Below are 19,536 nucleotides of genomic sequence, written 5' to 3' on the forward strand. Positions count from 1 at the left end.
CGTCGGATCTCCAACGGGGACAGTCTCGACGTCTTCTATACCTATGACGAGGAAGGCGGTCAGGCCGCATTGGACCGGCCGGAACTGCTCTATGCTTCGCTCAACCTCGGCGGAGAGGTCCGCAAGGTCTATCGTTTCCAATCGCCCGATGACGGCTCCATCGATTATCTCGACGAGCAGGGGCGCTCGCTGAAGAAGTTCCTCATCCGCAAACCCATTGCCGACGGCATCATGCGGTCGGGCTTCGGCTACCGTCGCCATCCGATCCTCGGCTATGCCAAGCTGCATACCGGCGTCGACTGGGCCAATCCGATCGGCACGCCCATCGTCGCCGCCGGAAACGGCACCGTCATCAAGGCGGAATGGGATTCCGGCTACGGACGACGGGTCGAGCTCCAGCACATCAACGGCTACGTCACCACCTACAACCACATGTCCCGCTTCGCCCGGGGCGTGACGTCGGGCGCCAAAGTGCGTCAAGGTCAGGTGATCGGCTATGTCGGCTCCACCGGCCTCTCGACCGGTGCGCATCTGCATTACGAGGTCATCATCAACGGCCATTTCGTGGACCCGATGAAGATCCGCGTACCGCGCGGACGCGAACTCGATGGGCGGATGCTCACCGAGTTCACGCGCCAGCGCGAGCAGATCGACGGGACGATGCAGAAATCCCGCACCGGCGCCGCCATGGCCCAGAGCACGACCACGCGCTGATACCAGAGCTCGCTGAGCCTGGCTCATCGAGGTCTGCCCGCGCGACGGCGCGGCGGCTTTCATCCGCCGGACCTCACTGAACCCGACCTAAGGGTCGGTTTCAGTGAGACTTGGTATGAGGCGCCCTCGCCTCAAGCGAAACCGAGTCGTCGGCGTATCTCCGCCGGCGTGACGCCCTGCCCTCTCAGATCGCCGAGGGATTCCGAGCCGCGCGATTTGGCGAGCTTCATCCCGTCCGGCCCGAGGACGAGGGCGTGGTGGTGATAGGCCGGGCCGTCATAGCCGAGCAGAGCCTGCAGCAGGACATGCAGATCGGTGGAGGCGAACAGGTCCGCGCCGCGCACCACGTGGCTGATCCCCTGGATGGCGTCATCGATCACCACCGAAAGGTGATAGCTCGTCGGGACGTCACGGCGTGCGATCAGCACATCGCCCCAGCGGGCGGGATCGGCGACATGGCTCGTTTCCGCATGATCGGCATCGAGACAGCGAAAGCGATGCGGGCCGGGACTCCGCGTGAGAGCATGCGCCATGTCGAGCCGCCAGCCATGCGGCAGGCCGGCGGCGAGGCGGGCCGCCCGTTCCTCATCAGACAGGACGCGGCAGGTGCCGGGATACAGAGGCGCCCCGTCCGGATCGCGGGACGGTACAGGTCCGGCGGCTTCGATCACGGCGGCGCGGGAGCAGAAGCAGGGATAGACGAGGCCGCGCGAACGCAGCCCCTCCAGAGCATGCCGATAGGCCGGGAGATGCTCCGACTGGCGCCGGACGGCCCCGCTGAACCCGATCCCGAGCCAGGCGAGATCCTCCTCGATGGCGGCGATCAGTTCCGGGCGCGAGCGCACCGGATCGATGTCTTCGATCCGCAGGCAGAGGTCACCGCTGAGCCGCGCGGCGAATGTCTCGTTCACCAGGGCGGAGTAAGCGTGTCCGAGATGGAGCCGCCCGTTGGGACTCGGTGCGAACCGAAGGCGGATTGAAGCGGACGCTTCGCTCATCCCCCGGAATGGCGCAGGCACTGCTTTGCTTGCGGAACGCAGGCGATGCCGGGAAGGGAGCAGGCCGTATGCTCCCCGTAACGCTGGCAGATTGTGCAGCCGTCGCTCCATTCGGCGCAGGATGCGTCGATGGCCGCCGCACCATGCCCGGAACGTCCGTGCGAAGCAGGCGCGAACGTGCCGATCAGGATTGTGACCACCACCGTTGCCGCCACGGCCCAGGCCACGAGACCATCCCGGTTCGACGGTGCCGAAGCATCGGGAGGAGGCGAGCTAGGTGCGTGCATGGCCCCGTGTTCGCTTGCTCGCCGCGCGCTGTCAACGCGAATTGCCGCTCAGGCCGCCGCGGCGGAACGGCGTTCGAGGAGAGCGGGCAAGGCCTTGAGGTCGAGGGGTTTTGCCAGGAATTCGTCGAACCCCGCCTCGCGCGCCGCCCGCTCGTCCTCGCGGCCGGTATTGGCCGTGAGGGCCACCAATCGAAGCGGAGCGCGACCATGCTCGGCCTCGCTGGCGCGCAGGCGCCGCGCCGTTTCCAGACCGTCGATCCCCGGCATGCGGATGTCGATGAGAGCGAGGTCGAACCGGGATGCGGGATGATCGAGCCGGGCCAGCGCCTCGGACCCGTCCCGCGCCAGAACGACCGTGGCACCGAGACGCTCCAACGCCCGCGTGGCCAGGAGTGCGTTGATCGGATTGTCCTCGGCGAGGAGCACGTGGATATGCGGGGCCGCGCGCGGGTTTTCCGTCGGTTCCGCTTCAGCGCTGGGACCCGAAATTGACGAGCCTGGATGCTCGATGGACGAGGTCGGCACGAGGAGCCTGTCGAACAGGGAGCGCGCCCGCACCGGCTTGATCAGATAGCTGTCGAAGCCAGCCGCCCCCGGCGCACCGAACTCGCGCCGATCGAAGGGGGAGAGCAGAATGAGGCTGCATCGCACGCCCCGTCGCTTCGCCTCCGCCGCGAGCCTGCGCACGTTCTCGTCACCCAGCGCACGGTCGGCGATCACCGCGTCGAAGGGCACGCCGGACAGGGTATCGAGGCCGGCCTCGACATTCGCCACCACCACCGCCGACGCCCCCGACCGGGACAGCCGCCTTGCGAGGAACGGAGCCTGATAGGGCGAATCGGCGACGATCAGGATCTTGCGGCCCTGCAGCGACACCGGGGATGGTTCACCATCCGCCACGGCGCCGACGGGAAGGGGCAGGTGCACGGTGAAGGTGCTGCCACGGCCGATGACGGAATGCGCATCGATGCCCCCACCCATCCGCGTGACGAGGCGGCGGGTGATGGCGAGGCCGAGGCCGGTTCCTTCATGGCGGGTGCTGGCGCTGTTGTCGCCCTGCTCGAATTCCTCGAACAGAGCGGGGATGCGAGCCTCGGGAATGCCCGATCCCGTATCCGAGACCGCCAGGACGATGTCGGGGGCGGCCCACCGTATCGTGACGCCGACCCCGCCCTGATTGGTGAACTTGATCGCGTTGCCGGCGAGATTGACCACGATCTGCCGGATGCGGTCCGCGTCCCCGATGAATTCGACAGGGACGTCGTCCGCCACGTCGATGGCGATCTCGATACCCTTGTCCTGCGCGCGGGGGGCGAGGAGCTCCACCACGCCCTCCACCACGGCGCGGAGATCGAACGGCTCCGCCGACAGGTCGAGGCGTCCTGCCTCGATCCGCGAGAAATCCAGGATGCCGTCGATGAGCGTCAGCAGGGCCCGGCCCGACGTCCGCACCGCCTCCACATAGGTCCGCTGCTCGGCATCGAGGCCGGTATCGAGGACGAGATCGGCCATGCCGAGGATCCCGTTGAGCGGCGTGCGGATTTCGTGGCTCACGGTGGCGAGGAAGCGCGACTTGGCGACATTGGCCGCCTCGGCGCGATGGAGCGCCTCATCGAGGGAGCGGGCGGATTCGATTCGCTCGGTGATGTCGGAGCCTGCCCGCAGCCATTGCGTGCGACCGCCGACACCGGTGACGCGCGTCTCGATGAAGGAGAACCAGCGTGGAATGCCGTCGACGGGGCGGACCCGCATCTCCACGCGGGTGACGCCGTCGGGATGCTGCTGGCGGACTCCCTGCTCCAGGATCTCGAGTTCGGCCGTCGAGCCGAGCAACGTCAGGGGCTCTACACCGAAGAGACGCCCGAACCCATCATTGGCGAATGTGATGCGCCCCTGCGCGTCCCGCTGAACGATGACGTCGGTGGTCGCCTCCACGAGGGCGCGGTAGCGCTCCTCGCTTTCCGAGATCCGCCAGATGCTGTCCTGAAGCCGCTCGATCTCGGTCGTGTCCGCGGCCGGTTGCCGCCGCGCGCGGGCAGCCGCGTAAATCGCGGCGATGGCCGCCAACGGGATCAGGACGAGAACGACCTCCGGCGCGATCATCGACCTCTCCGTCCGGAAACGTGGGCGGATCGCCGCCGGCCCGGAAATGGTGCAGCGGGGCATCGTCGCCCATCGTCCCGCTCTCGCTCCATTCCGGTCCCTCGCATACCCCCTTGATCGCATGTGAGATTGAAGGACGGCTTTCGAAAGGAGCTTAAAGCTTTCTTGCTGCGAAACGGAGCATCGCCCGATCCGCATCGGCGACGTCGTGGACGCATCGGATGCCGGCCGGCTCGAAGCGTCGCGCTTCACGGGCAGGCCGCGATGGTGTAGGCGCGACGGCTTGTTCCTGGGCCGCCCCTCCCCCGAGGGTAGCCCGCGAGACGCAGGCACCATGACCCCTTCGCTGTCAGAGACTTCTTCGCACCCGGACGCCTCCGGCTCCATGCCGACCCGCATCGAGGCCACCTTCGCCCGCTGCCGCGCGGAGAAGCGCGCCGCCTTGGTGACCTACGTGATGGCGGGCGATCCCGATGCCGAGACCTCCTTGAAGGTGCTTCAGGCGCTGCCGGAGGCCGGCGCCGACATCGTCGAGTTCGGGCTCCCCTTCACCGACCCGATGGCCGATGGGCCGGCCATCCAGGCGGCGGCCTTGCGCGCCCTGAAGGGTGGACAGGACCTGGTCAAGACCCTCGGCCTCGTCCGTCGTTTCCGCGAAGGCAACACCGCCACGCCGGTCATCCTGATGGGATACTACAACCCGATCCACGCCTACGGCGTCGACCGCTTTCTCGACGATGCGGTCGCTGCGGGACTCGACGGGCTGATCGTCGTCGACCTTCCTCCCGAAGAGGATGACGAGCTCTGTCTGCCGGCTCTGGCGAAGGGCCTGGCCTTCATTCGGCTGGCGACGCCCACCACGGATGAGCGCCGCCTTCCCGCCGTCCTCGCGAACACGGCCGGCTTCGTCTATTATGTGTCGATCAATGGAATCACCGGCACGGCGACACCGGATTTCGGCCGGGTGGCCGAGGCGGTGGGCCGTATCCGCAATCATACGGAGCTGCCCGTGGTGGTCGGTTTCGGTGTTCGGACGGGCGCGCAAGCGGCCGAGATCGCCAAGGGCGCGGACGGGGTGGTCGTCGGGTCGGCTCTGGTCGACGTGGTCCACCGGGCCGTCGTGGATGGCCGGGACGCCGCCGGAGCGGTGAGCGCCCTCGTGCGCGAACTGGCCGAGGGCGTGCGCGGGCGTTCCGCCTGAGCGCTGCCCCGTACCGATAATTCCGCGAGCCGGTCTCCGGCTCATCCGAGACCCCTTCCCTCAAGAATGGTCAGTCGACGATGGTTGAACCCATGAACTGGATCTCGGAGGTCGTGCGCCCCAAGATCAAGACCCTGTTCAAGCGCGAGACCCCCGAGAACCTGTGGGTCAAATGCCCCGATAGCGGGCAGATGGTGTTCCATAAGGAAGTCGAGGGGAACCATTGGGTCATCCCGGGCTCCGAGCACCATCTGAAGATGAGCGCGCAAGCGCGCCTCAAGATGATGTTCGACGAGGGCACCTGGATCGACGTGCCGCTGCCGGAAGTGGCGACGGACCCGCTGAAGTTCCGCGACGAGAAGCGCTACGCCGACCGCCTGAAGGATGCCCGCGCGAAGACCGGGATGCCGGACGCCTTCAAGATCGGCTTCGGCCGGGTCTCGGGGCTGCCGATGACATTGGCCGTACAGGACTTCGCCTTCATGGCCGGCTCCCTCGGCATGGCGGCGGGAGAGGCCTTCGTGCGGGGCGCCGAGACGGCCCTCGACAAGCGCACGCCCTACATTCTGTTTTCGGCCTCCGGCGGCGCGCGCATGCAGGAAGGCATCCTTTCGCTCATGCAGATGCCCCGCACCACGGTGGCGGTCCGTCGGCTGAAAGCGGCGAAGCTTCCCTATATCGTCGTACTCACCAACCCGACCACGGGGGGCGTCACCGCCTCCTACGCCATGCTCGGCGATGTCCATCTCGCCGAACCCGGCGCCCTGATCTGCTTTGCCGGGCCTCGCGTCATCGAACAGACGATCCGAGAGAAACTGCCCGACGGTTTCCAGCGTGCCGAGTATTTGCAGGAACACGGAATGGTCGATCAGGTCGTGCATCGGCATGCCCTGAAGGATACGATCTCACGGCTCTGCGGTTTGCTGATGAACCAGCCCGCGGCGACACCGGCGCGCGCGGGCGCCGTTGCCGAACCGGCTTGAGCCCACGCGCGATACGGCGAGCCGATCCATGGATTCTTCCGACGCGCTGATGGCGCGCTTCCTGGCCCTTCATCCGCGTACGATCGATCTGTCCCTCGGGCGGATCGAGCGCCTGCTCGAACGGCTCGGACACCCTGAGCGCAAGCTGCCTCCGGTCATTCATGTGGCCGGCACCAACGGCAAGGGATCGACCATCGCTTTCATGCGGGCGATCCTCGAAGCCGGCGGTCTCGCCGCGCATGTCTATACCTCACCGCATCTCGTGCGATTCCACGAGCGCATCCGCATCGGCGCGGTGGGCGGCGGCAGCTACGTGCCCGAGGACCAGCTGGCCGACGCCCTGGCACGCTGCGAGGCCGCGAATGCCGGCGAACCGATCACGGTGTTCGAGATCACCACGGCCGCGGCCCTCCTCCTGTTCTCGGAGGCTCCGGCGGACGTGCTCCTGCTCGAAGTGGGCCTCGGCGGGCGTGTCGACGCCACCAACGTGATCGATCGTCCGGCAGCGGCCGTCGTCACCCCGATCGGTCGCGACCATGCGGAATATCTCGGCGATACCGTCGAGGCGGTGGCGACGGAGAAGGCGGGCATCTTCAAACGCGGCTGCCCGGCGATCATCGCCGCCCAGGATTACAAGGAAGCGGATTCGGTCCTCTGCCGCTTCGCCGAAGAGATCGGCGCCACGCCGATCCGGGTCGGCAACCAGGATTTCTCCGTCCATGCCGAGCGTGGGCGGATCGTCTACCAGGACGAGCTCGACCTGTTCGACCTGCCGCAGCCCCGGCTCAACGGACGTCACCAATTCACCAACGCCGCCACGGCGATCGCCGCCCTGCGCGCCGCGGGATTCGGCGATATCGGCGTCGAGGCCATCGAGACCGGTCTGAACAAAGTCGAGTGGCCGGGTCGCCTGCAGCGCCTCAACCGCGGCCGCCTCGCCGACATGGCACCGGCCGGCGCGGAACTCTGGCTCGACGGCGGCCACAATATCGACGGCGGTCGCATTCTCGCGACAGCGATGGCGGATCTCGGCGAGCGCAGCGACGTGCCGCTGGTCCTGGTGGCGGGCCTGCTCGGCACGAAGGACGCGGAGGGATTCCTGCGTAACTTCGTCGGGCTGGCGCGTGGTCTCATCGCGGTCCCGATCGGAGGTCAGATGGCGGCACGCCCCGCCGAGGAGGTGGCGCAGATCGCCGCCGATGTCGGCCTCACCGCCTATGTGGCCTCCAGCGTCGAGGCCGCCCTGGAAAGCCTCGCCGACTTCGCCTTCGAGCAGCCGCCGCGCATCCTCATCTGCGGCTCGCTTTATCTCGCGGGCAACGTCCTGACCGCCAACGGTACGCCACCGACCTGATCGCGCCGGTGGATTCGTCGCCGGCTCGGGCGTTCATTGCGATTGCGAAGTCTGGCGAACCCTCCGGCGGGATCGTCGCCAGCTTCCGACAGGGTTAAAACATCGTTTTTCTTGGACAACCGCCGCGATCGAGAGTCTCGGGCGCCGAGGCGGCGTGACGGAGACAACGTCTGTCCTTATTGTCCGGCGCCGAAGCCCCGAAACGATCCCCGCTTTTCACCGAAGCAGCCACACTTGTGGCATCGGGCATTGGGTGTGGCTCCTGCGCTACATCTCAGCTGCCCAAAATCGACTAGTTTGATTGTGGATCGGGCAACTCGCTGGGGATCAACGATGAAAAAGCTTCTTACCTCTTTCGCGGCCTTCACGGCCCTCACGGCTGCGGCCACCGCCGCCGACCTTCCGCGTCGCGCTGCACCGCCGGTCTTCGTGCCGGTGCCGGTGTTCACCTGGACCGGCTTCTACTTCGGTATCAACGCCGGTTACGGCTTCGACGCCGGTAGCGACAGCAACCGCTACAACCTCCCGGCCGGCTCCGTGCTGAACTCGGGCACCACCAATGGTGTTCTGTCGGTCGGCAACGGCAACAACAGCGAAGGTTTCGTTGGCGGTGGTCAGGTCGGCTACAACTACCAGTTCACCCCGGGCTCGGGCCTGGTCGTCGGTCTCGAAGCTGACGCTCAGTACACCGATTTCAGCAACCGTTCGCGTCTGTTCCCCGGTTCGGCTGTAAGCTTCACCGGCACCCCGGGTGTTGCTGGTGGCTCCGCTGTCCGGACTCCCGGTAGCGAGATGAACTTCTTCGGTACGGTTCGCGGCCGCGTCGGTTACGCCTTCGACCGCGTCCTGTTCTACGGCACCGGCGGCTTCGCCTACGGCGACGGCGGCGCTGGTGGCGACGACTTCCGCACCGGCTACACCGCTGGTGGTGGTATCGAGTACGCTCTCCCCACCGACTCGTTCCTGAACTTCTTCCGCTCTTCGGCCGTGACGCTGAAGGTCGAAGGCCTCTACGTGAACCTCGAGCAGGATGGCCGCGGCGCCCGCTCCGTCTACAACCCTGCCACGGACGTGCTCACGCTCAGCCCCTCGGCTCGTGAGACCGAGTTCGCTGTCGTCCGCGCCGGTCTGAACTACAAGTTCGGCTCGTACTAAGCCGATACGTCGCAACGTCGACACAGGTCTCGAAACGGAGAAGCCCGGCCTTTATGGCCGGGTTTTTTCGTTTCCGAACCACGGCAAGCACCGGCCGGTGCGTTCCACCGGACATAAAAAAAGCCCGGCCATGAACGGCCGGGCTTTTTCCTCGAAAGCTTAGCGAGTGCGCTCAGGCGCTGGCCTGGATCCAGCGGGACAGATCGCCCTTCGGAGCCGCGCCGACCTTTTGGCTCGCGAGCTCACCGCCCTTGAAGATGAGAAGGGTCGGAATCGAGCGGATGCCATATTTGGCGGCAATGCCGGGATTCTCGTCGACATTGACCTTGGCGATCTTCACCCGGCCTTGCATGTCAGCGGAGATTTCTTCGAGAGCCGGGCCGATCTGACGGCAAGGGCCGCACCATTCCGCCCAGAAATCCACGACCACGGGCTCGACGGACTTGAGAACGTCCTGCTCGAAGCTCGCGTCGGTCACTTTTACCGTCGCCATCACGATCCCTTTCACATTTCACGGGCGGCGCGACATTGCCTGCGCCAGCTTGAGAACGAGAGTTGGCGACGTGAACCGGGACGGTCAAGGTGTAAGATGCCCAAGGCGGGACAGCCGTCCGATTCCCGCATGCATCATCCACCCATGTTCGACCCGGCGGGATGTGGGGCGCATGAATCACGTTGCCCCTCGCCAAAGCCATCGCCTCGCCCCATCTCCCCCTTTGATCGGCGATCCTTGAGGCGAGCGTTCCATCACGCACGCCCCTATGAAGCCGGTGCGAGATGAGTTCGGCCGCCGTCCGGCGATCGAGCTTCGCAACAGGCCAAGAGCTGGTTTCCTGAAAGCCGGCCATGGAGGATATCACCACGTGACGCGCATCTCTCCGACCTTGCTTGCCTCCTTCGCCGCCCTGAGTCTCGGTACCGGTGCATTTGCCCAGGATGGCAATTCCGGAACGCCTCAGCCGAGGATCGGAGGCGAGTCCTTCGCGGCGCCCCAGCACGAGGCCAAGGGGGGAGAGCCCGCCGAAACGGAACCCGCCAACACCACCTACAAGCCTCTGCTTCCCAACCAGACTCGTGCGCCGAAGCCCCTCGAGGCCACCAAGGTGCAGAGCGCCGTCGTCGCCAAGGGCCTCGACAGCGCCTGGGCCATGGAGTTCCTGCCGGATGGCCGCATGCTGGTCACGGAGAAAGCCGGCAAGCTGCGCATCGTTGCCAAGGACGGCACGCTCGGCCAGCCCATCGCCGGCGTTCCGAAGGTGGACGCGCGAGGCCAGGGCGGTCTCCTCGACGTGGCGCTGAGCCCGAGCTTCGTCTCCGACCGTCTCATCTATTTCAGCTATTCCGAGCCGCGCGATAAGGGCAACGGAACGACGGTGGCCCGCGCCAAGCTGATCGAGGAGAAAGATGGCGGCCGTCTCGACGACCTGAAGGTCATCTTCCGCCAGACGCCATCCTATGAGGGCGACAAGCATTTCGGCTCCCGCCTCGTCTTCGCGCCGGACGGCAAGCTGTTCGTCACCGTCGGCGAGCGCTCGGACAAGGGACCGCGCGTCCAGGCCCAGGACCTTACCAGCGGCCTCGGCAAGGTCTTCCGCATCGATACCGACGGGAATGCGCCGAAGGACAACCCGTTCACGGGTGGTGAGAAGGCCAAGCCCGAAATCTGGTCCTACGGGCACCGCAACGTGCAGTCCGCGGCCCTGGATGGGCAGGGACGCCTCTGGACCGTAGAACACGGGCCGCGCGGCGGCGACGAGCTCAATCGTCCCCGGCCCGGATTGAATTACGGCTGGCCGGAGGTGACCTACGGCATCGAGTATAGCGGCGAGAAGATCGGCGAAGGAAAAACCCAGGCGGGCGGTACGGTCCAGCCGGTCTATTACTGGGACCCGGTTATCGGCCCGTCCGGCATGGCGCTCTATAACGGCACCCTGTTCCCGGCCTGGAAGGACGCCTTCCTCGTCGGGGGCTTGGTGAGCGGCGGCATCGTCGCCTTGAAGCTCGACGGCGACAAGGTGGTGACCGAGGAGCGCATCCCCCTCGATCACCGCATCCGCGACGTGAAGGTCGCTAGCGATGGGTCGGTCTACGCCGTGACGGACGGCCCGGACGGACAGATCCTCAAGCTCACGCCTTGATGCCGGGCTGAGCCGGACGATTCGACAGCGAGGCGAGCGCCGCCGAAATGGTGGGCTCGCCGAGATGGCGGATGACCGGCCCCGAGGTCCAGACCAGCAGCGCCTCGACGGGACGTCCCGGATAGATGTCCCGTAGGAGTGCCACATAAAGTGCGACCTGCGCCGCCTCGTCGCCCGGAACCGGGGCGCGATCAGGCGGGGGCCGGCTCGTCTTGAAATCCGCGAGCACGATCCTGTCGGGGCGGATGCTCAGGCGGTCGATTCGGCCGAAGACCGCCCGCTCTTCGCCCCCGACGCTGACGCGTCCCGAGACCGCGACTTCAGCCCTCGCATCGCTGGCGAAGAGTGCCTCCAGGGCAGGATCCTCCACCAGTCGCAGGACGTCCCTCACCAACCTTTCCTGTTCCGCCACCGAGAGAGACGGCGCCCGTGCCTTGACGAAGGCGGAGGCAGCGCTTGCCCGCTGATGCCCCTCGAGGCGGGGAAGGTGTTCGATCAGCGAGTGAATGAGGATACCGCGGCGGCGGGCATGCGGGTTCGCCTGCCGACGCGGCAGCGTGCGTTGCCCATCCGCCGCTCCGAGTGCGCCGGAGGGATTGAGCGGCGGCGCGACCTCGACCTCGCTGCGCGCCACTTGCCGCAACCATGGGGGAATCGACGAGATCGCCTCGTCGTTCGCGGAAGACCGGGCGACGGCGGGTTCCGCTGTGCCCTCGCGCCAGAGGCGCGCGGGGCCGTAGCTGGTTTCGATGGATTCGCCTGCCCCCAGGATCTGTTCCAACCCCTTCCGCACCATCTCGCACCAGGCATTCTCGCCCTGCTCCTCGTGGCCGCGATAGGGCGCGATGGTGAGGCGGTCCGCGGCGCGGGTCAGGGCCACATAGAGGAGACGGTTGTGCTCCTCGCGGGCACGGGCCTGATGCTCCGCCCTTGCGGCGGCGACAGCCTGCGTATCCTGCGACTTCGACCCGGCCCAGACCGGCGGCAGGACTCGGCCGCGCACGCCCGGCATGGCGAGGAGTTGCGGATCGTTGCGCCCGAGCGGCTCACATCCGTCGATCATCACTACAACGGGTGCTTCGAGCCCCTTGGCGCCGTGGATCGTCATCACCCGGACCTCGTTGCGACCGGATTCGAGGTCGCGCTTGACGGTGAGGCCGTTGACGCCGCGCCCCGGAGTGATGTCGTAGCGGGTGAGGAAGCAATCGAGCGACGGAGCCTCGGAGGCCTGCTCGGCCTCGGCCGCCTTCATCAGGAACACGTCGATGGCATCCCCTGCCTCGCCACCGAGGCGGGATACCAGCCTCATCCGTCCTTCATGCGGCCCGAGCAGGCTCGCGTAGAACCCGAACGGCCCGTGCCGGGCCGCCAGGTCGATCCACAATGTGAGGGCTGCATGCCCGCGTCTCGCGGCCGGATCGCCCGCTTCGGCGTGGCGGGCCAGGGCATCCTCGAGCGTCTCCGCCTCCTCGCGGCCGGCGGCGATGCGAACGAGGTCGTCGTCGTCGAGCCCGACCAGCGGCGTCTTCAGGGCGCCGGCCAGGGTGAGATCGTCGGCCGGCAGCAACCCCGCCCGGCCGATGGAGACGAGGTCGTTCACCGCGATATGGGCGGTGATGTCCAGGCGGTCCTGGCCCGCCACGGGCACACCGCAGAGCTTCAGGGCGCGGATCACCTCCTCGAACGCCGCCGAGCGCTTGCGCACCAGGACGAGTACGTCCCCGGGACGCCAGACGCGGCCGCCCTCGTCCCCGGTCGTGGTCCAGGCCTTCACCGCCCGCGCCACCCGGCGGGCGGTGACAATGGACGGCGCGTTGGCCTCTGGCGCGTCCACCGGTGCCGCCCAGGCATCGGGCTCCTCTTCCTCGGCGGGCACTTCGACGGGCCAGATCTCCACCACCCCCGGCGCGTCCCGCCGGGCCGTCTCATGCGTGGTGCCCACGGCGGCATCGTCGAAGGACAGGCCCTGGTAATGTTCGGGCACGGCGAAGGTGGCGTCCACCGCGCGGAGGATGCCCTTCGTCGAGCGGAACGACAGGTTCAGCGTCACGTCCTCGAAGGGCAGACCGGCCTGCTCGGAGGCCATGCGCCATTCGCGATGCACGGTCGAGAATTCGCGCGGTTCGGCGCCCTGGAAACTGTAGATCGATTGCTTGGGGTCACCCACCGCGAAGCGGGTGCGAAGAACCTCGCGGGCTCCCTCGCCGCTGGCGAAATCAGCGGTGATGCGGCGCAGGATATCCCATTGGCGCGGGTTGGTGTCCTGCGCCTCGTCCACCAGGACGTGATCGATGCCGCGATCGAGCTTGTACAGGACCCAGGTCGCATCGACCCGCGAGAGCAGATCGAGGGCCTTGTGGATGAGGTCGTCGAAATCGAGGGCGCCGAGCCGCGCCTTCTGGCTCTCCACCCGGCGGTGGATCTCCGAGGCCAGGACGAACAGGGCCTGTGTCCGCTCCAGCGCCCGCGCCGCGCGCAGCGTATCGAAGAGCGGGTCGAGCCTGTCCCGCTCGGCGAGAAGGGCCTCCTTGACCTCGGCGGGGACATCCTTGGTGCCGAGGCTCTTGTCGGCTTTCGGCGTCCCCTTCTCGGTGAAGAAGACCGAACGGTAGAGATCGAGCTTCTCGATCGGGTCCTTCGCCGCCTCGGCGGCCACGAGCTTGTCGGCCAGCCCCTCATCGGTGGATTTTCCCGTGCGCAAGCGCTGCGCCAGCTCGCTCCACTGGTCGAGCCCACCGGTAAGCATCCGCTCCAGGATCGCTTCCGCGGTGTCGGCGGCGCGCAGACCGAGGGCCTCGGACAAGGCCGCGACCGGCGCGGCGAGCCCGTCGGATCCGTCGAACAAAGAGCGCGCCCGCATCGCCGCGCGCAGGACCGAGCGGAGGGTGTCGCCCGTGGCCTCCGGCCCGACGCGGTCCCAGGCCGCACGGAGTTCGGGGTTCCTCGCCGTCATCGCCAGGGCGAGCACCCGGTCGGTCTCGGCGGCGAACATGTCGGAGGCCTGGTTCTCGTCCAGCACCTGGAAACGGGCGGGGACGTTGGCCTCGAACGGGAACATGTGCAGCAGACGCTCGCACAGGGCGTGCAGCGTCTCGATCTTGAGGCCGCCCGGCGTTTCGACGGCACGGGCGAACAGGCGCCGCGCCACTTTCAGCAGACGGCGGGCGGGCGGTTTGCCGGTCAGTTCGGTGAGTTCGGCCGTCAGGGCGGCATCGTCGAGGGTGACCCAGCGCCCGAGGGTGCGGAACACCCGGATCGACATGTTCGCGGCGGCGGCCTTGGTGAAGGTGAGACACAGGATGCGTGCCGGCGGCGCGCCGTTCAGCAGGAGTCTCACGACGCGGTCGGTGAGAACCTTGGTCTTTCCCGCCCCCGCATTGGCGGAGACCCAGGCCGAGGCCAGGGGATCGGCGGCGCGGCGCTGGCTCGCCTTGGTGAGATCGTCGACGACGAAGGGCAACCTGTCTGCTCCGGGCTTGGCTCCCTTTCTCCATAGAGAAGGATGATCGCCCCGCCAAAGCACCCTATGTTCGGCTGAACGATTCTTTCAGGGCACCCCGTTCATGCACAGCCACAGCATCGAGACCTGGCGGCACCGCCACGATTTCCTCGGGACATCGCATGCGCGCAACGAGCGCCGGACCGTCCTCGTCGTCGGCCTCACCCTGGCGATGATGGTGGCAGAGATCGTGGGCGGGACGATATTCGGCTCGATGGCCCTCACCGCCGACGGCTGGCACATGTCGACCCACGCGGCCGCCCTCGGTATCGCCGCCCTGGCCTATCGCTTCGCCCGTCTTCATGCCGACGACCCGCGCTTCGCCTTCGGCACCGCCAAGCTCGGGGATTTGTCCGCCTTCGCCAGTGCCATCATCCTTGCCATGATCGCGCTCGCCATAGGCTACGAGAGTCTCACGCGCCTCGGCAATCCTCAGGCCATCGCCTTCGGCGAAGCCCTGCCGATCGCGATCCTCGGCCTCCTCGTGAACCTCGCAAGCGCCTGGCTGCTTCACGGCGACGGGCACGACCACGGACATCACCACGATCACGATCACGGCCACGCCCATCACGAGGGGCACGGCCATGCCGATCACGGGGACACAAACTTACGCGCGGCCTATGTCCATGTCCTGGCCGATGCGCTGACATCGGTGCTTGCCATCGCCGCCCTGCTGGCGGGCCGTTATCTCGGCATCGCCTGGCTCGATCCGGCCATGGGCCTGGTCGGCGCGGCGGTGATCGTCGCATGGTCCTGGAGCCTGATCCGCTCCGCTGGCGCGACATTGCTCGATGCGGTGCCGGATCGGAAGCTGGCTCACTCCGTACGGACACGGCTGGAGACGAACGGCGACACGATCACCGACCTCCACCTCTGGCGCCTCGGCCCCGGCCATACCGGCCTGATCGTCTCGCTGGTGTCCGACCACCCGCAGGCACCGGCGGCGTACAAGGCGAAGCTCGCCGATCTGGAAGGCCTCTCGCACATCACCGTGGAGGCGAATCTCTGCCCGAACCATAGGGCGGAACAGATTCGCGCTTAGGCGGACTCCCCGCGATTCGCGGATTTCCTCGGGCGGGACATCAAAGCACCCTCGATCGTCTCGGGTCCGCATTCTCGGGAAGGAAGGACGTCCTCACCCCTCGCCTTCCCCGGCCAGCGACCATTCCAGCACGCGGGCGAGGTGGTCGTAATCGCCGTAGGACCTGGCATATTTCGGGTAGGGCCGTGAGACATAGGCCGCCTCCCCCGCCATGAAGCGGGCGACGAGACCGCGAAACCGCCGCTCATGCTCCTCGACGATGGCGTCCAGGGTGCGCGGGTCACCGCGCGGCGGCTTGACGGCGAGCGGCTCGAACGGCTTCCGGCCGCCGGTGGCATGGACGTAGAGCAGGTCCGGCGTCTCTCGGGTCCGCGTCACGCCGTCGAACGCGCCGGCCTTCAGCATCGCCGCTTCCAGGGTGAGCTGGGGTGAGAAACCGGCGAAGACCTCTTTGTTGCTCGGCGGCTGTCCGGTCTTGAAATCGACGATGCAGGCGGTTCCGTCGCGACGCTGCTCGATCCGGTCTGCCCGCCCGCGAAGCGTGAACGTGTCCTTGCCCATGGGGAGCGCCCAACGGCCGAACATTTCGGCCCGCACACGATCCAGGGCCGGACGGCGCTCGGTCTCCCAGTCCAGGAACTCGGCGGCGAGGCGCTCGTAGCGCGGCCACCATTCGGCGTAGAGTTCCGGGAAGTCCTGCCGAATCTCGGCGAATTCGTCATCGGCGAGGGCGCGCAGACGCTCGGCCGCGTCCTCAGGCAGGATGTCGGGATAGGTCTGCGCGAAATCGCCGAGCACCGCGTGGATCAGCGTTCCGCGCTCGCTGGCGCCGGGGCGGCCGGCAACGGGTTCCAGCGGATCGAGGCCGAGCACGTGCCGGGCGAAGATGATGTAGGGGTCGCGCACCAGGGTCTCGACCTCGGTGACGCTGAGGCTCCGGGGGAACAGGGCCGGGTCGGGCTTCGGCTTCGGCTGGGTCAGGCGCGGGGGGACCGGCCCCTCCCCGCGGTCGAGCGCTCCGGCATAGCCGAGGAAGCGCCGGCCGTTCTCGCGGGCGCGGTCCCAGCAGGCCTCGCCGGCGAAGGCTTGAAGCCGTTGGATGAAGCGTGACGGCACCGTCGGCGCCCCTTCGCGCTTGGCCGAGCGGGTGATGACGGCATCGTGGCAGCCGAGCGCCTGCACGAAATCATGGGCGGTCTGCCCGATCCGCCGCTCGGGCGGATTGAGGCCGATGCGCTCGCGCATGGGCCGGTTGAGGAACGCATCGGTGACGGTCTTCATCGGCCAGACGCCTTCGTCGAGCCCGCCGAGGACGATGCGGTCGGCATCGAGCAGTCGGGCTTCGAGGAGGCCGAGGATGCGCAGGCGCGGATGGGGGCGCTCGCCGCCGCAGGCCACCACCCGCTCGCGCGCCAGCGCCGTGAAGAAAGCCGGATAGTCGAGGGGCATTCCCGGAAGAAGGCCGGGCTCCGAGGTGGACAGGTCGTCGAACAGGGTATCGAGGACACAGAGCGAGTTGTCCTCCACGGGGTCCTCGCCCTCGGGCCGGGCGATCAGGCGTTCGAACACCGCCGCATGGCTGCGCCCCAGGGCCACCAGATCGGCGCTCCCCTCCTCCTCGGAGCGAAGGAATCCGTCGAACGCCTGTTCGAGGCCATCAATGATCCGGGCCGCCAGATCCCAATCGATGTCGGTGAGGCGGCGCTGGGCGCGGGGGATGCGTCCCGTCGCCTTTCGCCGGTCGGCGAGCACACGACGCAAGCCGTCGAATCCCGGAGCCGGTGCCGGCCCTCGCAGGGCTCCGATCTCGAGGGCGGCCGCGCCGCGCCGGACCTCCTCCCGCGTCATCGACAGGTGGACCAGCGGATGCGCCAGGAGTGAGATCACCCGATGCGGCTTCAAATCCGCCGCCATCTCGGCCGCCATGCGCGCCAGGCGCCCGGCCGGGCTGACGGAGAGCGCCTCGCCGGCCGAATCCTCGGCGACGATCCCCCAGCGCGCGAGTTCGGCCGCCACCCGTATGGCGAGGTTGCGGTCGGGGGTGACGAGGGCGGCGGTGGCGCCGGGCGTCTCCAACGTCTCGCGCAGCGCGATGGCGGCGGCCAGGGCTTCTTCGCGCTCGTCGGCCGCCTCGATCACCGAGATGCCCGCCATGCCGGTCTCGGCGGTCTCGCGCCGCTCATCGGCGGTCAGGTCCGACCAGGCGTCGGTGGTCTCGGCCGGGCGCAGGGCCTGGGACAGCAGGGCCGTCCGTGCTCGGCCTTGTGGCGTCGCTTGTCCGAGAGAGGCGATCGCGCCACGGTCGAGATCGAGGCAGCCGGGGCCGAGGACGCGATGCAGGATGGCCTGGGGATGGCCGTGGGCGATCTCACGCTCCGCCCCCTCCCCCGTCTCGATGGCGTTCCAGCCCGACTCGTCGAGATCGAGATCGAGCCCAGGCAGCACCACCGCGCCCCTCGGCAGGGCAGCGATGGCGGCGATCAGCTTGGCTGTCGCCGGCACCGACCCTGTGGAGCCAGCGATGATGACCGGGTCCGCGGGCTTGTCGCGCCGCAGCCGCGTCGCCTCCGCGAGGATGAGGGTGCGCGAGCGGGCCACCGGATCGCTCAAGGCGCGGTCGTGCAGGATCTTGGGCCAGTTCTCGGCTGCGATACGCACGAAATCCAGGGTCAGGCCGAAATACTGCGAATACTCGGCCTCCACCGCCCCGGCGATCTCGGTCCAGGGCACACCCTCCACGGTGAGGGCGTCCATCAGCTTTTCGAGATCCGAGGCGAGATAGACCGCATCCGCCGGCGAGGAGGGGACGACGAAGGGGACATCGTCGCCCATGGGGAGAAGCTTGCGATCGATGGTCTCGGCCCAGGCCTGGACGAGGCGGGCGAGAATCAGCCGGCGCTCCAGGGGCGGCATCGCCGGGGCGAGCTGGTCGGCGCCGTCTTCCAGCAAGGGGTTCGCGGCGACGTCGAGTTCGGCCTCGTCCGCCTCGCCCAAAGGGATCAGGCGCGGGAGGAGCGCGCTGCCGACCCGCTCCGCCAGGATCGCGGAGAGCGCCCGCGTGGCGCGTCGCGTGGGGAGATAGAGGGTGACGCTGGCCAGCGCGAACGGATCGCCGGAGACATTCCCCACGAGCTGACCGGAGATCAGCGCCTCGGCGAGGGTCGGCAGGAAAGGGGCGCTGGGCGGGATCGTGAAGACGTGGGACTCTGTCATTCCGTCAGTCCGATCGGTTCGCGTCACTGTACCTGCGCGCTCGCCTTCACCCGCGCCTCGGCAGCCTCGATCGCCTCCGGCGTGCCGACATGGAGCCATTGGCCGTCGAGGCGCAGGCCGAACAGCCGCTCCCGCTCGATGGCACGGTCGAACAGCAGGTTGAGGGAGAACGAACCTTCCGGCGTGTCGGCGAAGAGCTCCGGCTTGAGGATGGCGACACCGGCATAGATGAAGGGCGCCACCTCGCGCTCGCCGCGACGCTGGAGCGCGCCACCGGCATTCATCACGAAATCACCCTTGCCCTCGTAGCCGAGGCTCGTCGCCGTCGGCGCGACGAGGAGCAGGATGTCCATCCGCTCCGGCTCCCAGGTTTCGAGGAGACGGCCGAGATTGGGCTTGGGCCCTTCGAGCCAGAACGAATCCGAATTGAGCACGACGAAGGGAGCGGCGCCGAGTAGCGGCAGCGCCTTCTTCACACCGCCTCCGGTCTCGAGCAGCGCCTCGCGCTCGTCGGAGATCCGGACCGCCGGAGCGGTGCGGCGGCGGGCCAGGTGCCCTTCGAGCAGGTCGGCGAGGTAGTGGACGTTGACCACCGCATCCATGATGCCGGCTTCCGCCGCCCTGTCCAACGCGTGGTCGAGCAGGGCGCGGCCGGCCACTTCGACCAGCGGTTTGGGCACCGTCGCCGTGATCGGACGCATGCGTTTGCCGAGGCCGGCGGCGAGGACGAAGGCCTGATGGATGGCGGGCACGGGGCTGTCGGACATTCCGTCGGCGTCTCGGGCGCGAGGGCTGTGGCATCGTCCCGGATGGGACATCCGGGGCGATGATCGCGAAGCACCAGCGGGT

The 19,536-nt window shown here is 67.8% G+C and carries 14 protein-coding genes (1 of these 14 only partly in view); 7 read left to right on the forward strand and 7 right to left on the reverse strand.

Annotated features, from left to right (window positions below):
* Nucleotides 1–714, forward strand: partial view of a M23 family metallopeptidase gene (locus ACYQML_RS00030; protein WP_207413168.1) — the 3' portion only. The gene continues 1,365 nt to the left of window position 1, outside the view; only the last 714 of its 2,079 coding nucleotides appear in the window; the start codon falls outside the window, past its left edge; it ends in the stop codon at nt 712–714.
* 131 nt (nt 715–845) lie between these two features.
* Here ACYQML_RS00030 and gluQRS read toward each other — a convergent pair whose 3' ends face one another.
* The 3 genes from gluQRS to ACYQML_RS00045 are packed head-to-tail and all read right to left on the reverse strand — an operon-like array spanning nt 846 to nt 4,102.
* A complete protein-coding gene (gene gluQRS, locus ACYQML_RS00035; RefSeq protein ID WP_461234335.1) occupies nt 846–1,712 on the reverse strand; it encodes a tRNA glutamyl-Q(34) synthetase GluQRS in 867 nt (288 codons plus the stop codon).
* Nucleotides 1,709–1,999: a hypothetical protein gene (locus tag ACYQML_RS00040; protein ID WP_461234336.1), complete on the reverse strand. Its 291-nt coding sequence runs from the start codon at nt 1,997–1,999 to the stop codon at nt 1,709–1,711. Before ACYQML_RS00040 ends, gluQRS begins: the two co-directional genes overlap by 4 nt.
* Before the next feature lie 48 nt (nt 2,000–2,047).
* Nucleotides 2,048–4,102, reverse strand: a complete 2,055-nt coding sequence (locus ACYQML_RS00045) for an ATP-binding protein (RefSeq protein WP_461234337.1) — start codon at nt 4,100–4,102, stop codon at nt 2,048–2,050.
* Nucleotides 4,103–4,487: 385 nt separating this feature from the next.
* Here ACYQML_RS00045 and trpA point away from each other — a divergent pair, with 385 nt between their 5' ends.
* The 4 genes from trpA to ACYQML_RS00065 all read left to right on the forward strand — a co-directional run bounded on the left by trpA (nt 4,488) and on the right by ACYQML_RS00065 (nt 8,795).
* On the forward strand, nt 4,488–5,303 hold the full coding sequence (gene trpA, locus ACYQML_RS00050; protein ID WP_056429145.1) for a tryptophan synthase subunit alpha: 816 nt from the start codon (nt 4,488–4,490) through the stop codon (nt 5,301–5,303).
* Between the two features lie 80 nt (nt 5,304–5,383).
* Nucleotides 5,384–6,286, forward strand: coding sequence for an acetyl-CoA carboxylase, carboxyltransferase subunit beta (gene accD / locus ACYQML_RS00055; RefSeq protein ID WP_056429110.1), 903 nt, complete (start codon nt 5,384–5,386; stop codon nt 6,284–6,286).
* A gap of 28 nt (nt 6,287–6,314) precedes the next feature.
* A complete protein-coding gene (locus ACYQML_RS00060; RefSeq protein WP_056429106.1) occupies nt 6,315–7,640 on the forward strand; it encodes a bifunctional folylpolyglutamate synthase/dihydrofolate synthase in 1,326 nt (441 codons plus the stop codon).
* Nucleotides 7,641–7,973: 333 nt separating this feature from the next.
* Complete coding sequence (locus tag ACYQML_RS00065; RefSeq protein WP_056429104.1) at nt 7,974–8,795, forward strand: outer membrane protein; 822 nt, start codon at nt 7,974–7,976, stop codon at nt 8,793–8,795.
* 172 nt (nt 8,796–8,967) lie between these two features.
* Here ACYQML_RS00065 and trxA read toward each other — a convergent pair whose 3' ends face one another.
* On the reverse strand, nt 8,968–9,288 hold the full coding sequence (trxA, locus tag ACYQML_RS00070; RefSeq protein WP_056429100.1) for a thioredoxin: 321 nt from the start codon (nt 9,286–9,288) through the stop codon (nt 8,968–8,970).
* A gap of 370 nt (nt 9,289–9,658) precedes the next feature.
* On the opposite strand from trxA, the gene ACYQML_RS00075 reads away from it, so the two are divergent.
* Complete coding sequence (locus ACYQML_RS00075; RefSeq protein WP_056429141.1) at nt 9,659–10,933, forward strand: PQQ-dependent sugar dehydrogenase; 1,275 nt, start codon at nt 9,659–9,661, stop codon at nt 10,931–10,933.
* On the opposite strand, the gene addA is transcribed toward ACYQML_RS00075, so the two are convergent.
* Nucleotides 10,923–14,393, reverse strand: a complete 3,471-nt coding sequence (gene addA, locus ACYQML_RS00080; protein ID WP_461234338.1) for a double-strand break repair helicase AddA — start codon at nt 14,391–14,393, stop codon at nt 10,923–10,925. The genes ACYQML_RS00075 and addA overlap by 11 nt on opposite strands.
* Nucleotides 14,394–14,496: 103 nt before the next feature.
* On the opposite strand from addA, the gene dmeF reads away from it, so the two are divergent.
* On the forward strand, nt 14,497–15,474 hold the full coding sequence (gene dmeF / locus ACYQML_RS00085; RefSeq protein ID WP_461234339.1) for a CDF family Co(II)/Ni(II) efflux transporter DmeF: 978 nt from the start codon (nt 14,497–14,499) through the stop codon (nt 15,472–15,474).
* Nucleotides 15,475–15,567: 93 nt separating this feature from the next.
* On the opposite strand, the gene addB is transcribed toward dmeF, so the two are convergent.
* Both addB and ACYQML_RS00095 read right to left on the reverse strand, forming a co-directional pair.
* Nucleotides 15,568–18,687, reverse strand: coding sequence for a double-strand break repair protein AddB (gene addB, locus ACYQML_RS00090; protein WP_461234340.1), 3,120 nt, complete (start codon nt 18,685–18,687; stop codon nt 15,568–15,570).
* A 23-nt stretch (nt 18,688–18,710) separates the two neighbouring features.
* On the reverse strand, nt 18,711–19,454 hold the full coding sequence (locus tag ACYQML_RS00095) for a nucleotidyltransferase family protein (protein ID WP_461234341.1): 744 nt from the start codon (nt 19,452–19,454) through the stop codon (nt 18,711–18,713).
* Between the last annotated feature and the right edge of the window lie 82 nt (nt 19,455–19,536).

The sequence above is a fragment of the Methylobacterium sp. CM6244 genome (genome assembly GCF_054817885.1).